This window comes from Ruegeria sp. G12 (assembly GCF_056533565.1).
Window position 1 is genome coordinate 271,269 of the sequence record NZ_JBQFOO010000004.1, and the last position, 15,995, is coordinate 287,263.

At 60.5% G+C, this 15,995-nt stretch carries 13 protein-coding genes; 6 read left to right on the forward strand and 7 right to left on the reverse strand.

Going from position 1 to position 15,995, the window contains the following annotated elements:
* Nucleotides 1-11 precede the first annotated feature (11 nt).
* From ACR0JN_RS11815 to ACR0JN_RS11830, 4 genes are all read left to right on the forward strand, one after another.
* A complete protein-coding gene (locus ACR0JN_RS11815) occupies nucleotides 12-233 on the forward strand; it encodes a class I SAM-dependent methyltransferase (protein WP_480885976.1) in 222 nt (73 codons plus the stop codon).
* A gap of 307 nt (nucleotides 234-540) precedes the next feature.
* Complete coding sequence (locus ACR0JN_RS11820) at nucleotides 541-1,902, forward strand: glutamine synthetase family protein (RefSeq protein WP_480885814.1); 1,362 nt, start codon at nucleotides 541-543, stop codon at nucleotides 1,900-1,902.
* Nucleotides 1,903-1,997: 95 nt separating this feature from the next.
* Nucleotides 1,998-3,380 carry an aldehyde dehydrogenase family protein gene (locus ACR0JN_RS11825; RefSeq protein ID WP_480885816.1) on the forward strand — a complete coding sequence of 461 codons (1,383 nt, stop codon included), beginning with the start codon at nucleotides 1,998-2,000 and terminating at the stop codon, nucleotides 3,378-3,380.
* Nucleotides 3,377-4,522 (forward strand): iron-containing alcohol dehydrogenase, encoded by a 1,146-nt coding sequence (locus ACR0JN_RS11830; RefSeq protein ID WP_480885819.1) that lies wholly within the window; start codon nucleotides 3,377-3,379, stop codon nucleotides 4,520-4,522. The genes ACR0JN_RS11825 and ACR0JN_RS11830 overlap by 4 nt, the downstream gene beginning before the upstream one ends.
* 44 nt (nucleotides 4,523-4,566) lie before the next feature.
* On the opposite strand, the gene ACR0JN_RS11835 is transcribed toward ACR0JN_RS11830, so the two are convergent.
* Entirely contained in the window at nucleotides 4,567-6,978 is a 2,412-nt protein-coding gene (locus ACR0JN_RS11835) for a YbcC family protein (RefSeq protein ID WP_480885821.1), read from the reverse strand.
* 13 nt (nucleotides 6,979-6,991) lie between these two features.
* The gene (locus ACR0JN_RS11840; RefSeq protein WP_480885824.1) at nucleotides 6,992-8,542 is read right to left on the reverse strand and encodes a proton-conducting transporter transmembrane domain-containing protein; all 1,551 of its coding nucleotides are present in this window, start codon (nucleotides 8,540-8,542) and stop codon (nucleotides 6,992-6,994) included.
* 116 nt (nucleotides 8,543-8,658) lie between these two features.
* On the opposite strand from ACR0JN_RS11840, the gene ACR0JN_RS11845 reads away from it, so the two are divergent.
* Nucleotides 8,659-9,534, forward strand: coding sequence for a LysR family transcriptional regulator (locus tag ACR0JN_RS11845; RefSeq protein WP_480885826.1), 876 nt, complete (start codon nucleotides 8,659-8,661; stop codon nucleotides 9,532-9,534).
* Nucleotides 9,535-9,541: 7 nt separating this feature from the next.
* On the opposite strand, the gene ACR0JN_RS11850 is transcribed toward ACR0JN_RS11845, so the two are convergent.
* The 5 genes from ACR0JN_RS11850 to ACR0JN_RS11870 all read right to left on the reverse strand — a co-directional run bounded on the left by ACR0JN_RS11850 (nucleotide 9,542) and on the right by ACR0JN_RS11870 (nucleotide 14,755).
* Entirely contained in the window at nucleotides 9,542-10,537 is a 996-nt protein-coding gene (locus tag ACR0JN_RS11850) for an endonuclease/exonuclease/phosphatase family protein (protein ID WP_480885977.1), read from the reverse strand.
* A complete protein-coding gene (locus ACR0JN_RS11855; protein WP_480816139.1) occupies nucleotides 10,537-11,583 on the reverse strand; it encodes an ABC transporter ATP-binding protein in 1,047 nt (348 codons plus the stop codon). Before ACR0JN_RS11855 ends, ACR0JN_RS11850 begins: the two co-directional genes overlap by 1 nt.
* A gap of 11 nt (nucleotides 11,584-11,594) precedes the next feature.
* A complete protein-coding gene (locus tag ACR0JN_RS11860; protein ID WP_480816140.1) occupies nucleotides 11,595-12,488 on the reverse strand; it encodes an ABC transporter permease subunit in 894 nt (297 codons plus the stop codon).
* An 11-nt stretch (nucleotides 12,489-12,499) separates the two neighbouring features.
* Complete coding sequence (locus ACR0JN_RS11865) at nucleotides 12,500-13,381, reverse strand: ABC transporter permease subunit (RefSeq protein ID WP_480816141.1); 882 nt, start codon at nucleotides 13,379-13,381, stop codon at nucleotides 12,500-12,502.
* Nucleotides 13,382-13,450: 69 nt separating this feature from the next.
* A complete protein-coding gene (locus tag ACR0JN_RS11870; RefSeq protein ID WP_480816142.1) occupies nucleotides 13,451-14,755 on the reverse strand; it encodes an extracellular solute-binding protein in 1,305 nt (434 codons plus the stop codon).
* Between the two features lie 226 nt (nucleotides 14,756-14,981).
* Here ACR0JN_RS11870 and ACR0JN_RS11875 point away from each other — a divergent pair, with 226 nt between their 5' ends.
* Entirely contained in the window at nucleotides 14,982-15,995 is a 1,014-nt protein-coding gene (locus ACR0JN_RS11875) for a LacI family DNA-binding transcriptional regulator (protein WP_480816143.1), read from the forward strand.

Below are 15,995 nucleotides of genomic sequence, written 5' to 3' on the forward strand. Positions count from 1 at the left end.
ATGCGTTCGAACTGGGCTGCGGCACCGGTCATCTGACCCGGTATTTGTGCGGCGCGTTCAGTTTTGGCACGTTGATCCTGATCGATCTGGCCCCACAGGCCCGCGTAGCTGCGGACGCGGCACGGGCAAGCTTTGTCGACAGAGACGCCCGAGAGATCGCATTGCCGGAGAAAATCGACCTTTTGGCCTCATCCTCGATGATCCAGTGGACAAAGACCCGACCAAACTGCTGACCAAAACGACAAACGCGCTCGCACCCTGCGGATGGCTGGCGATTCCCAGATTCGGACCCGAACAGTACCGCGAACTGACCCGGGTCGGCCCGTGCGCCGAGGCTGTGTTGGCCCGGTGACCTGCCATCCGGTCTGGGTCATTGCCCGCAAGCGATAGCGAACGACGTACACGGGACTATCTTACCACCTTTCAGCACACAGAACTGCGCCGCACCCTATTGCGCTTGGGCGCACAGGTCGCCACGGTGGCGGATAAGATTCTGGTGCCGCATCAGCGCACCGCGGGGGACATCAAGGAGACAGCAACGTGGCGGCAACACTCACTTTCGAACACCTCAAGACCCAGGTTTCTGCCGGTGAGGTGGACACGGTTCTCGTTTGCATCGTCGATATGCAGGGGCGCCTGATGGGGAAACGGTTCCACGCCGCTCATTTCGTTGCCAGCGCCTGGGAAGAGACCCATTGCTGCAACTATCTGCTGGCCACCGACCTCGAAATGGGCACGCCGGACGGTTATGCCTCGACCAGTTGGGAAGGGGGGTATGGCGATTACGTTATGAAACCCGATCTGGACTCGCTGCGCCCAGTGCCGTGGCTGGAGGGCACGGTGATGGTGATGTGCGACGTTCTGGATCACCACACTCACCAAGAGGTGCCCCATGCGCCCCGGTCGATCCTGAAGAAACAGGTCAATCGCCTAAAGGCCATGGGCTATGAGGCGATGACCGCCACGGAGCTGGAGTTCTTCCTGTTTGAGAAAAGCTTTGATCAGATCCGCAAGGAAGGGTTCCGCAATCTGGAGCCGATCTCGGGCTATAATGAGGATTATCACATCCTTCAGACCACCAAGGAAGAGCATGTGATGCGCCCGATCCGCAACCATCTGTGGGAGGCGGGGATACCGGTCGAGAACTCGAAGGGTGAGGCCGAGACCGGTCAGGAAGAGTTGAACATCAAATATGCGCCTGCGATGGACACGGCCGAATATCACACCATCGCCAAGAACGCGGTGAAAGAGATCGCCTGGCAGCACGGGCACGCCGCGACTTTCCTGCCAAAGTGGCATCATGAGAAGGTGGGCAGCTCGTCCCATGTCCATCAGTCGCTGTGGGCAGATGGACAACCCGCGTTTTATGACGAAAGCGATGAGCTGGGCATGTCGGCGCTGATGAAAAGCTATATGGCCGGTCTGCTGAAATACGCCGCCGATTATACCTATTTCATGGCACCTTACATCAACAGTTATAAGCGTTTCCTGAAGGGCACCTTTGCGCCAACCCGGATCATCTGGTCGGTAGACAACCGGACCGCCGGGTTCCGCCTGTGCGGTGACGGTACAAAGGCGGTGCGGGTGGAGTGCCGGATACCGGGCTCGGACATGAACCCCTATCTAACTATTGCTGGGATGCTGGCTGCTGGTATCGCCGGGATTGAAGAAGGGCTTGATCTGCAGCCCGCGGCGATCGGTGACGTGTATCAGGGCGAAACCGGCATGATCCCCGGCAACCTACGTGCGGCGCGGGACGCGCTGCATGGATCGGCCATGCTGCGCGCGGCGATGGGTGATGATGTGGTTGATCACTATTCCCGCGCTGCGGAAGTGGAGATTGAAGAATTCGAGCGCGTGGTTACGGATTGGGAAATTGCCCGGGGGTTTGAGCGAGCTTGATGGGTTGGGTGCGAGGGGCCAGCCCCTCCCGCTCCCCGGGATATTTATTGGCCAGATGAAGCAGGGATCCTGTTTCTTTCGGGAATGGAGAGAAGATGGGGCAGATGTTGCAATGTGTCTCGCCGATTGATGGGTCGGTTTTTGCGGAACGCGAAGTGTTATCGTACGAGGCAGCGTTTGGGATTGCCGCGCGGGCAAGGGCGGCACAGGCGGATTGGGCCGCGCGGCCATTGCAGGAACGGGTTGATCTTGTGATGGCTGGCGTGGCCGCGGTTGGCGCGATGAACGATGAAATCGTGCCGGAACTGGCCCACATGATGGGCCGCCCGGTGCGGTATGGCGGTGAGTTCGGCGGGTTCAATGAGCGCGCCAGCTACATGGCTGAGATTGCTGAGGCGTCTCTGGCCGATCTTGCGGTGGGCGAGGACGAGACGTTCAGGCGTTACATCAAACGCATCCCGCATGGGGTGGTATTTGTCGTGGCACCCTGGAACTATCCTTACATGACGGCGATTAACACCGTCGCCCCGGCGCTGATCGCGGGCAATACGGTGGTACTGAAACACGCCACGCAGACCCTGCTGGTGGGGGAACGGATGGCGCGGGCGTTTCATGCGGCGGGGGTTCCCAAAGATGTGTTCCAAAACGTGTTCCTGAGCCATGATGTGACCAATGATCTGATCGCGGGAAAGGCGTTTGACTTTGTAAACTTCACCGGCTCGGTCGGCGGCGGGCAGGCGATGGAACGTGCGGCGGCGGGGACCTTTACCGGGGTTGGCACCGAACTGGGCGGCAAGGACCCAGGTTATGTCATGGACGATGCCGATCTGGAGGCGGCGGTCGACACGTTGATCGACGGAGCCATGTTCAACTCGGGCCAGTGTTGTTGCGGGATCGAGCGGATTTACGTGCATGAGAGCCTCTATGACGATTTCGTCGCCAAAGCGGTGGAGATCGTGAGGGGGTATAAGCTGGGCAACCCTCTGGACCCGGAAACGACGATCGGTCCGATGGCCAATGTGCGCTTCGCCGATGAGGTCCGCGCGCAGGTCGCCGAAGCGGTCGCCGACGGTGCGGTGGCCCATATCGAAACACTCCCCGAGGATGATGGTGGCGCGTACCTGACGCCTCAAATCCTGACCAATGTCACTCATGACATGCGCGTGATGCGGGATGAGAACTTTGGGCCTGTCGTGGGGATCATGAAAGTGTCCTCGGACGACGAGGCAATCGCGCTGATGAATGACAGCGAGTTCGGCCTGACCGCGAGCCTTTGGACCCGCGATGTGGATCGTGCGGCGCGGATCGGCGATCAGATCGAAACCGGCACTGTGTTCATGAACCGGGCCGATTATCTGGACCCGGGTCTTTGCTGGACGGGCTGCAAGAATACCGGGCGTGGGGGTGGCCTGTCGGTGATCGGCTATCACAACCTGACGCGCCCCAAATCCTACCATTTGAAGAAGGTAACATCATGAGCCTTGTTGGAAACTGGTCCTACCCGACCGCGATTAAGTTCGGCGCTGGCCGGATCAGGGAACTGCCCGAGGCCTGCGCGGCGGCGGGGATGAAGCGTCCTTTGCTGGTGACGGACAAGGGGCTGGCCGATCTTCCGATCACCAGCGCCACGTTGGATTTTATGGAGGCCGCCGGGCTGGGGCGCGGGTTGTTCAGCGATGTAGACCCGAACCCGAATGAAAAGAACCTTGATGCCGGGGTCGCGGCTTACAATGCCGGTGGCCATGACGGGGTGATCGCGTTTGGCGGCGGCTCGGGGTTGGACCTGGGTAAGATGGTCGCCTTTATGGCAGGTCAGACGCGCCCGGTCTGGGATTTTGAAGACATCGGCGACTGGTGGACCCGCGCAGATGCTGACGCGATTGCGCCGATAATCGCGGTGCCGACCACTGCCGGAACGGGGTCCGAGGTGGGGCGCGCGAGCGTGATCACCAACTCCGAAACCCATGCCAAGAAGATCATCTTCCACCCCAAGGTGCTGCCGACCGTCGTGATCTGCGATCCGGAACTGACGGTGGGTATGCCTAAATTCATCACAGCAGGCACCGGGCTGGATGCCTTTGCCCATTGTGTCGAAGCATTCAGCAGTCCGCACTACCACCCGATGAGCCAGGGCATCGCGCTGGAGGGCATGCGGCTGGTGAAAGAGTACCTGCCGCGCGCCTATACGGATGGCAGCGACATCGAGGCGCGCGCCCAGATGATGAGCGCCGCAGCGATGGGGGCGACGGCGTTCCAAAAGGGCCTCGGGGCGATTCACGCGATGAGCCATCCGGTGGGCGCGGTGTTCAATACGCATCACGGCACCACGAATGCGGTTTGCATGCCTGCCGTGCTGGACTTCAACGCGCCTGCGATTGCGGATCGCTTCCAAGCAGCCGCCGCTTATCTGGGGATTGAGGGCGGTTTTGATGGGTTCCGCGCCTTTGTGCAGGAGTTCAACGACAGCCTCGGCATTCCGCGCAGACTGTCCGATCTGGGCGTGTCTGAGACCGCCATCCCTGAGCTGGTTCAAGGGGCCATTATCGACCCGTCCTGCGGCGGCAACCCGATTGAACTGACCGAGGATAATCTGACATTGCTGTTCAAAACTGCGCTGTGAGCGAGTGGGTCCGGCGCATGCCGCCGGACTCGCGAGTTGCCGGATTACTCAGCGGCTATGGCGCGGCTGGCACTGGCGTCGCCCTTCATCGGAACCCAGTGCAGATCGCGCTGGTAGCGCCACGCAAGATCGCCGTTCTCATCCATCGCAATCAGGTGCAGCCAGCGGTTATCGAACAGTTCTTTGACGCCTGCATGGCGTTTCAGGATGTCATTCATCGCTTCGCGCGGGGCCTCGATGATGACCGACAGGCGCAGCGGGTCGTGTTGAAAGCCCTCTCCGTCATGGACAGACTGCCAGGGCAGGCCGGGGCGCAGGGCGCCGCCATTGCCCTCGATGACGCCGATCCCGCCCACAACGTTGTGCAGCAGCTTGTTGCCGCCGCCGAACAGGGCGGGCGCAACGGTCGAGCCGTAATATTGCAGGCTGATCCAACTGGCGACCACGACCGGGGCGGTCATGATCAGTTCCAACACGCCGAAACCGTCATCCGCGCGCCAGTCATAGCTGTGCAGGAAGGGCTGACCCGCGAGGCCTGTGCCGCTTGTCCGGCTGCGTGGCGCAGCGATAAAAGCGCGGCATCCCGCAAGACCCCATTCGGGGCGCAACTCGGCCCAGTCGAGGGCGCGGCGGGCAATGTCACTAGCATCGGTAGCCCTCGGCAAGCGGTCGGCGCGCTCGGCCCGTGCCATTTGCCCGGCCGTTTGCAGCCATGCTTTTAGCTGAGCAATGTCCTTGGCCCATTGACCCACCGGGTGATCCTGATCGAACAGAGTCACCTTGTCCGTCGTGGTGTGGTGCAGGGCTGGCAGAAACAGCGTATCCGACGGGACATCAATACCCTCTTGCCGCAAGCCATCCCGCACCGTCCTGTCATTCAGCAGACCGGCCAAAAGGCGGGCGCTGACGTCACCGGCATACCCTCCGCACGCGCCACATTGCAGTGCGCTTTCGTGGGGGTTGTTGGTTACATCCGCCCCGTGACCCGCCAGCATGACAATCCTTGCGAAGTTACCAGTCAGAGACATGGCGGACAGAATGCTCCGCGCAATGCCGACGCGCGTTTGCAGATCAATCGACGGATCGAGCTGGGGGGCGGGGTCGGTTTTCACCGGCTTCGATTTGATCGCCAGCGCGTCACGCAGCAGCTTTCCGGCATAGACCGGGCCGGTTGCCTCGACAAAGGCAAACGAGGATACGGCGGCCAGCTTGAACCGGCCCCAGGCGCGTTTGGCGCGGGCGGTGTAGCGTCGGTTGAGATCGGCCTGAGTTCCTTCGGCGGCTTTCGATGAGACGTTCGGGCGTAGCAGAGCAGGCCCGCGCAACTCGGTCACGTCCGAACCGGCGGCCTTATGGGCGCTGGCGAGGCCGAAGAACCCTGCGAAACCAATGGTCTCAATCCCTTCGCTCTGCGCTTCGAGCGCACGGCGGAAGACCTCGGACCGGACGTCGATGCAGAATGCGGCCTGCACCTGCGGGCGGCCTGTGGTCTTGCGGGGGTGATGCGTGGCCAGAGTGTGCGCCAGCTTGCGCTGCTGTGCGCGCTCGGTAGCGTCCTGCAGAATTGCGTCGATCACCAGATCGCGGGTCGGTGTCACCGGGGCTTCATGCTGTGCAACGGTCTCGGCCCACCGGTCGGCGATCTGGTCGCGGTAGAGGTTGAACAGGGCCTCTTCGAACACCAGTCGAATGGCCAGAAGCTCGGTAACAGTCGTGTCGCTTTGGCCCTCCAGTTCGGCCTGCCACAGCAAGTAGCGCGCATATTGCGCCCAACCGCCCAGCGTGATCAGCCAGCGGTGAAAGGCGGTGCCTGCAGCCTCGGGCGTCACACCAAGCGTTTCAGACGCACGGCCAATGGCCCGCCATTGCGACCGGTTGGTGCCCGCCACAAACGCGCCAAAGCCCTTGAGCCCGTAAATCTCTAGCGTCAGATCGCGCGAGGCGAACTCGCGCCACGCGCTATAGGCCCCGCCAGCCCGGCTGGGTTGCCACAGGGCCTGACCCTGATCGAAATGGCTGGCCGCCCATGCGCCGATGCGCTCTTCAATCAGGCCGGGCCAGTCGATGCCGGACACCTCGACCGCCAAATCGGCAACGGTCGGCAGGGGCGGCGGGGTGCTTGGCTCGACGGTGAGCGCTGACTTGACCTCCTCCAAGCTGGGCAGATCAAAAAGGCTTTCTGCATTGGCCAGCGCGTCGGCCAAATCCTCATCCAGAATATCGCCTGCGTTCAGCTTGTCGGCAAAGGCCGCGCGGTCTGGCGTGATGCGCGCGCCCGCGACACGGGCGAGGCGAGCGGCTGTCACAGCCAGCGGCGCGTCCGTTTGGCCCAGAAACGGGTTCACTGCAACGTTCGAGGCCAGAGGGAACAGCGGCGGGATCTGACGCACCGCGTCATTGGCAATCGCAACCAGTTCCAGCAGCGCGGCGGGATAGCTTTCGTGTTTCATATACATGTGAGGTCCCCGTTTAAGCGGTTTGCCGTCTGGACCATCCGTCCAGCAGCCGATCAAAGAGTGCGTTTGCGTAAAGCCCGTTCGACAGATGCACGCGGATACCCGCCGCCGCAGGGTGCGAGGCCCATAGCGGGAAGGTTGATTGCGCAAGCGCGACCGCGCCAAAGCTGATAAGGGCCAGCACGATCAGCGCCCATTCCAACGGTCCCGGGGCCGGGGTTGCGGGCAGCGTGCCCGCCGTCAGATGCTGGGCCGCAACCTGCAGGACGAAATAGCTGACCGAGGTCAAACCGGCATAGATCACCGTGCGTCGGGTCAATGCGCCCGGTGCCGCATCGGCGAAACCCTGTGCCAGCAGATAGGCGACGCCGAAGATCAGGATCACTCCTAACGCGATGGCCTGCATGGATTTTCCGTCAATTCCGAAGATGGCGGCCACCGCGCCGTAGATCAGGATGCCGGTCGTAAAAGCCAGCAGCACATTCCGCGCGCTTGGCACCGCGACAGGTCCGGGCCGCCGGATCGCGGCCACGTTGTGCACGGCCTCACCTGCGCTGAGGAAGGCGTGCGCCTTATACAGCGAATGGGCAACGATATGCAGCAGCGCCAGCGGGAACAGCGCCAGACCGCATTGCATGATCATGAATGCCATCTGGGCAATGGTGGACCAGGCCAGCGAGGTTTTAACTGCAGGCTGTGTCAGCATCACTAGCCCGCCGAACAAGGCGGTGAACCCGCCCAGCATCACCAGCAGTGCCATGATGCCCGGAGCCACCAGCATCACGTCGGCGAAGCGGATCAACAGGAACCCTCCGGCGTTGATGACCCCTGCGTGCAACAGGGCCGAGACAGGGGTCGGGGCCTCCATCACTTCGGTCAGCCAGCCATGGATCGGGAACTGGGCAGAGGCGGTGATGGCAGCCACAGCAATCAGCAGCGCGGCAATGATGGTCATCGCATCGGGTTGCGAGGCGGACAGGATCGCCGAGATATCGGTGGTCCCGTACCCCAAGATCAGAAGCAGGACGGCCAGCGTCAGTGCGCCTTCGCTGATCCGAGCGACGACGGCCTTTTTGCGGGCGGCGCGCTGTGCGGTTGTGCGGCCGGGGTAGAACAGCAGCAGTTGATGCAGGGACAAGCTGGTGGCAATCCACGCCGCCAGCAGCTGTATCAGGTTACCGGACATGACCAGCAACAGGACCGAGGCCAATGTCACCGACATCCAGCCTGTAAACGCCCCCTGCCGCGCCTCGCCATCCATGTATGTTGCCGAATAGCGCAGAACGACCCAGCCGATGAAGCTGACCAGCACCAACATCGTGGCGCTGACGGCATCCAGCCGAACCGACAGGCCGACGCCCCAGACACCAATCAGCGCCGACGTACCCGCGCCATGTGTTATCAGGAGCAGGGCAGACAGCATCGACATGCCGAAAGCCGCCAATGCGGCCCATTCGGCGCGTTTGGGCAGCTTGCCCGGGCGCAAACCCGGATGGCGCGCAGCATAGTATGCCGCGACTAGAAGAATCAGCGGGCCAAGCAAGGGAATTAGCAGATTGTTCACAGGGTACACTCCTTGATCTTTCAGGCTGAGCCAGCCCGTCGGTCATGACATATTCCACCGCTCAACATCATAAAAATTCATTGTTCTCCAAATAACGTTCTATTAATTAGAATATTATGCCATTGAACTATCACCACCTCCGCTACTTTTGGGCCGTGGCCCATGACGGGAACCTGACGCGGACGGCCGAGCGTCTGAATCTGTCTCAATCCGCGCTGTCCGTTCAAATCAAGGAGCTGGAACAGCGGCTGGGCCATCAACTGTTCGAACGACGTGGGCGCAAGCTGCATCTGACCGAGGCCGGGCGCATCGCGTTGGACCACGCAGATGCAATTTTCGCGACGGGGCAAGAGCTTGTGGCGACCCTGCAGGACGCAGGGAAAAGCAGGCAAGCGCTGCGTGTAGGGGCGCAGGCAACGCTGTCACGGAACTTTCAGATCGGGTTTCTGCGGCCCATTTTGGCACGGTCCGATGTCGAGGTCATCCTGCGATCCGGCAACCCCAGCGAGTTGCTCGAAGGGTTGGAGACGCTTAATTTCGACCTTGTCCTGATGAACCACGAACCCGCCAGCGACAGCCTGACCCGGTTTGAAACACATCATCTGGCCGAACAGCCGGTCAGCATTGTCGGCACCCCGTCCAGACTGGACCCCAGCCGCCCGATCCGGAGTTTGCTGGAGGAACAGCCGTTCATTCTGCCGACCACAAGTAACTCGGTCCGCACCGCGTTTGACGCAATGGCCAGCCGCATGTCGGTGCGTCCACAAATCGCGGCTGAGGTGGACGACATGGCCATGATGCGTCTGCTGGCCCGCGAGGATATCGGGCTGGCCCTTGTGGCCCCAATCGTGGTTCAGGACGAACTGTCCTCGGGTCGCTTGGTCGAAGCGCAAGAGCATCCCCGCATCAGAGAGAACTTCCACGCCATCACATTGAAACGACGTTTCCCCAATCCGCTGGTGCGGGAATTGCTGTCAACAGACCCGGGTTGATGGCGGTTCAACCGACGGTGCACCACACACAATCATGATCCGATAGCGGCGTCCCGTCTGCCGAGATTGAGGTCAGAACACCTTTGCCCTGACAGTTCAGGTCTCGTCCGGCCAGCCAGTCCAGCTTCATCACGCGCGTGGGGTGCGGCGTGATCAGGCTGGGGCGGGTCGTCATGCCATCTGCGGTGAAGTCCCAGGAATAACCACGCGTTTTTGCAAGATCGAACAGGGTTTCCCGTTGCCAATTGAAATCGGGAGGCAAATGGTTGCCGGTATTCAGGTCTCCACCAATCAGGATCGGCATATCTGGTGCAAAGGCGTCGATTGCATCCAGCAGGATCTCGAATTGCCCATGACGGTGCGGCGCGCCTGCGTTGCTTTCCAGATGGGTCGAGACAACACACACAGGGCCGTTTTCGGTCGGCACGACTGCAGCAATAGCCATACGGCCCCCAACGCGCGGCTGGTCCGGGTCAACCGTACCATCATCGCTGCAAAACCAATGTCCGTGATCGTCCAGGCGGATCAAAGCGGTGCGCTGGAAAGGAACCGAGGACAGGATCGCGTTGCCGTGCCAGCCCAGGGTGTTGAAGTCGTCCTTACAGAAATGCCGCTCGGTCGGGCCGCCCAGGTCAAGCTCGTGGAACTCGACGCCAAAGGCATAGGCCATGCCCAGTTCAGCGGCCATCACCTCGGTGGTGTGACGCTGCGCGGTGCGGGCCATGCCGTGATCGACCTCGGACAGCAGGACAATTTCAGGTGCGATCTGTCTCAGGTGCGCCGCCGTCGCCTCGGGGAACAGGCAGCGTTCCACATTCCAGGCGGCCACGTTGAACTCAGCAGGCAAGCGAGCCCGGCTTGCCTCACCACCCAGTTGCAGGGCGTTCATTGCCTGTATACTGCCTAGCAGATCGCGATGGGCTTGCGTTGTGCGGGGGGCGGACAGGATGCTCGCCCGCTGATCCGGAGTCACGGCGGGCAGATCATCCAAAACGTCTGTGATCAAAGAACTTTCCCCGTCTCCGCATCAAACAGCCGGACCGCATCGGGCCGAAGCGAGACCTGTGTCTCACCGATCTGCGCCTTGTGATCCTTGCTGACCATCACGGTGAAAGGCTGACCGCCGAGCGCGCCGTGCAGCAGGCGGTGAGCGCCAAGCTCTTCAAGGATGTCGACCCGAAACGGGACAGTGCCCTGATCATCCAACTCGATATCCTCGGGCCGGATGCCCAGCGTGACCGGGCCATTCGCGGACTCGGGCGCGGGCATCAGACCCTCATACCCGTTGATCCGGACCTGCCCCTGATCCACCTGCGCTTCGATCAGGTTCATCGGCGGTGCACCCATGAATGAGGCGACAAAAGTCGAGGCCGGGTTGTGGTAGATCTCGGACGGCGTGCCGATCTGTTCGATCCGGCCCGAATTCAGGACAATGATGCGGTCGGCCATTGTCATGGCTTCGACCTGATCGTGGGTCACATAAACAGCGGTGGTGCCGAGGCGGCGTTGCAGGGCCTTGATCTCAATCCGCATCTGGTTGCGCAGCTTGGCATCGAGGTTCGACAGCGGTTCATCAAACAAAAACAGCGCCGGGTCGCGCACCACGGCGCGCCCCATGGCAACCCGCTGCCGCTGACCACCGGACAACTGCGCCGGTTTGCGGTCAACATACTCGGTCAGGTTCAGCATGGTGGCGGCTTCCTGAACCTTGGCATCGATTTCAGCCGCTGGCATGCCCCGGTTCTTGAGCCCGTAGCCGATATTCTTGCGAACGGTCATATGCGGGTATAGAGCGTAGTTCTGAAACACCATCGCAATGTCCCGATCCGCCGGGTCCACATTGTTGACTACCCGGTCGCCGATTTTGAGCGTGCCTTCTGTAATGTCCTCCAACCCCGCGATCATCCGCAGCAGGGTGGACTTGCCGCAGCCCGAGGGGCCGACCAGCACGACGAACTCACCGTCCTGAATTGTGAAGCTGGTGGTCTCGACCGCCTGAAAGCCGTTGGGATAGACCTTGCGGATGCCCTCTAATGAAACCTGAGCCATGCGCGTATTCCTTATTTGTCGGATTCTGTAAGGCCCTTGACGAACCAGTTTTGGAAGAAGATGACGATGGCCACGGGCGGGATCATCGCCACGATGGCCAGCGCCAATGCCTGCCCGTGCTCGGGAATCTGACTGTCGGTGTAGGTCAGAACGATCTGCTTGATCCCGCGCACCAGCGTAAAGAAGCTTTCGTCGGTGGTGATCAGCGTCGGCCACAGATACTGGTTCCAGCCAAAGACGAACATGATGATAAAGATCGCCGCGATCATCGTCCGGCTCAGCGGAACAAGGATGTCGATGAAGAACTTCCACGGGCCTGCGCCATCAATACGGGCGGCCTCGGCCAGTTCTTCCGGCACCGACATAAAGTACTGGCGGAAGAAAAACGTACCGGTGGCCGACGCGATCAAAGGCACGATCAGACCGGTATAGGTGTTGGTCAGGCCCAGCTTCTGGATCGCTTCGTATGAAGGCAGAATCCGCACCTCAAGCGGCAGCAGCAGGGTGGTGAAGATGACCCAGAAGGCCAGCGTGGCAAAGCGCAGCCGGAAATAGACGATGGCATAGGCCGCCATCATCGAGATGATGATTTTCCCCACCGCAAAGCCGATGCCCAGAATGAACGAGTTCATCAGCATCAGCATGCCGTCCACTGTCTGGGTAAAACCGCCTTTTTCGAACATTGCGGCGTGAAAGTTCTTACCCAGATCGTCGCCAATCCCCAGTTGCAGGCCCTGACGATGGATCGTCACCGCGTCATGGCTGGCTGTGGTCAACGCCAGCAGCGGCGGCAACATCATCAGCAGAGAGCCGAGGATCAGAACAAAGTGGTCTCCGATCGTCTCCCAGCGGATTTTCCGGGTGCGTTTGGCAACGGCAGGGGTGTCGAGTGTTGTATCAGCCATGTCCAGCCCCCTTACGTATAGTGAATCCGGCGTTCAACCAGCCGGAATTGGAAAACGGTCAGGATCAGAACCAGAACCATCAGAACAACCGATTGCGCCGAGGACCCGCCCAGATCGTTGCCCCGGAACCCATCCAGGTAGACCTTGTAGACCAGGGTCATCGGATTGTTGCCGGGCTCACCCTTCATCAGCGCGTCGATGACACCGAACGTGTCGAACATGGCGTAGGTGATGTTGATGATCAGTAGGAAGAAGGCGGTCGGGGCCAGCAGCGGGAAGGTAACTTGCCAGAACCGGCCCGTGGCCGACCGGTTGTCGATCATTGCGGCCTCACGCACCGAGCGCGGAATGGATTGCAGGCCGGACAGGAAGAAGATGAAGTTGACCGGGATCTGCTTCCAAACGGACACGATGATCATCGCCGTCGCGGTGGCGTTGTAGTCGACGCCCAGTCGGAAATCCCATCCGAAGGACTGAAAGAACTTGGTCATCGGGCCAGTGCTCTGGTCAAAAAACAGAATGCCCAGGAACCCGGCAATGGGCGGGGCGATGGCGTAGACCCACATCAGCAGCGTGCGATAGGTCTTGGCCCCGCGGATCACTTTGTCGGCCTTGACGGCCAGCAACAGGGCAATGGCCAGCGAGAAGAACGTGACCAGAACCGAGAAAACGACAGTAAACCAAGCGATACGCTTGTACTGGTTGTTGCCCAGCAGCGAGGTGTAGTTGTCACCGCCCACAAAGGTCGATCCAAACCCGAACGGGTCTTGCAGAAAGAACGAGGATTGCAGCGCCCAGCCTGCGGGCCAGTAGAAGAAGATCGCAATGATCATAAGTTGCGGCAGCAGCAGCGCCACCGGTAGCCAGATATTGTCAAAGCCCGCGCGTTTCATGGTCCGTCCAGTAGAAAAGAGGGATGGCCGCGCCCAGAAAGCGCGACCATCTTGGGGGTGATCCGGGGCTTAGCCCTGGGTCTTGGCGAAGCGGGCCAGCAGTTCGTTGGCTTCCTCTTCGATTGTCTTGAACGCTGTGTCCACGTCGGTTTCACCGGTCAGGATACGTCCATATTCGCGGTTCATGATGTCGCGGATCTGGACGTAGAAACCCATACGGTAGCCCTTGGTGTTGTCGCCCGCTTTTTCCTGCAGCTGGTTCACACCAACTTGGGCAGCCGGATAACGGTCATAGTGGCCGTCTTTCTTGGCAACCTCATAGGCCGCTTCGGTGATCGGCACGTATCCGGTTTCCTGATGCCAGAAATACTGGGTGTCGGGCGCGGTCAGGAAGCGGAAGAACTCGGCAGTGGCTTTGTTCTCTTCATCCGACTTGCCAGCCATGGCAAACAGGGCCGCACCACCGATGAAGGTCTGTGTCGGCTCGGCGGTCACGGCTTCCCAATAGGGCAGTTGAACGGCGCTGAATTCAAACGGCAGGTCTTTCTGCAGCAGGCCACCGAACGAGCCCGACGACCCTAGCCACATGGCCACTTTTCCTTCTTCGAACGGCTTCGCGTTGTCACCCCAACCGGTCCCGTACCATTCGAAAAGACCGTTTTCCCTCCAATCGTTCACCGCGGTGAAATGCGCTTTGATGGCGTCATTGTTGACCAGAATTTGGGTGTCAGTGCCGTCATAGCCGTTGTTGTTGGTCGCAAACGGCAGGTTGTGGCGCGACATGAAGTTTTCGGTGAAAATCCAGGGCAGGTGCGACTGGCTGAGCGCGATGTAGCCTGCGTCTTTCAGGGCCGGAGCGGTTGTCGACTGGAACTCTTCCCAGGTTTTCGGCGGGGTGACGCCTGCGGCTTCCAGCGCGTCCACGTTGTAATACAGAATCGGGGTCGACGAGTTGAACGGCATGCCGATCATCTTGCCGTCGCTGTCGGCGTAGAAGTAGCGCACACCAGCGATGTAGTCATTGATATCGAAGTCGACGCCATTGTCGGCCAGCAGGTCCTGAACCGGAACGGTTGCGCCCTTGGCAGCGATCACGGTCGCGGCACCAGCGTCGAACACCTGCATGATGTTTGGCTGTTCGCCTGCACGGAAAGCGGCGATGCCTGCAGTCAGCGTCTCTTCGTAGCTTCCCTTGTAGATCGGAGTGATCTTGTATTCGTCTTGCGCGGCGTTGAATTTCTCAGCCACCTTGTTGACGGTTTCCCCCAGCTGACCGCCATGGGCGTGCCACCAGGTGATTTCGGTTTCGGCAAAGGCCGCAGTCGCGGTGAACGCGAAAGCCGCAGCAGTTGCGCAGAACTTGAGATTGGTCATGTTGATTCTCCGGTCCAGTAATGGCGCAGGCGATGCCGCAATTCACGTCATCACGCCAGATTACGGGAGGTCTGCCCCCCAGAAGTGAATTCATTTGCGCGCGCCGGGAGATTCGAAAATCAGACCCGATGTGCACACGTGGTCACATACGCGCATCATATGACGGTTTTTTGAAACTTGCCTAGCAATATTGACAAATTCGACCAAAAAAGGGGAAGCCTTGGACGTGAGCGACGACGTGATCAATCCAGCCGAAAGGCCGCGCCGGGTAACGGCGCAAGCTGTTGCAGATGCTGCAGGCGTGTCGCGTTCGTCGGTCTCGCGGGCGTTCACGCCCGGGGCCTATCTTGATGCAAACAAACGGAAAAAGATCCATGAGGTCGCAACCCGCATGGGCTATCAGCCCAACGCTTTGGCAGCGGGTCTGAAAGGTGGTCGGTCGCATCTGGTGGCGGTTTTCGTGGGCAACATGCGCAATACCTACGATTCAGAATTCGTCAACCGGCTGGTGGGCGAACTGAACATTCTAAACAAGTGGCCGATCCTGATTGATGGCGGCGACACGCGGGCCGAAGCCGCGATTGATCAGGTTCTGCGCTACCCGCTGGATGCCCTGATTCTGAGGGGCGGCAGCATGCCGGAAGCGCTGGTCGCACAGTGCAGTAAATTTGGTGTGCCCATGATTTCGTCCGGACGAATCGTTCACGCACCGGGCGTCGATAATGTGTGCTGCAAGAACGCCGAAGGCACACGGCTCGCCGCGCAGACTCTGATCAAGCGGGGCCGCAGGAAATTCGGATACATCGCCGGGGCGTCTTGTTTCGCCTCCTCGGCCGAGCGCAGATCGGGGGTGATCACCGCCCTCGAACAAGCCAGCCTGCCGCTGATCGCGGAAAAGGCCGGAGAATTTACCGTTGAGGCGGGCTACCGCGCGGCGATGAGGATGCTGCAAGATCACGATCTGGACGCGCTTGTCTGCGCCAATGACGCCAGCGCCATTGGAGCCCTGACGGCAGCGCGCGAGTTGGGCGTGGATGTACCGGGGTCGCTGTCGATTGTAGGGTTTGACGACATCGAGATGGCTGGCTGGCCGATGTTCAACTTAAGCACCGTGAACAACCCCATAGACCAGTCGGTCGAGCACGTCATCCGATTGCTTGAACGCCGGCTGGAAGACCCCGCCAGCCAGAGTGAAACGCTGTTGATTGACCCGTATTTCGTGCCGCGCGGGACGCATTAA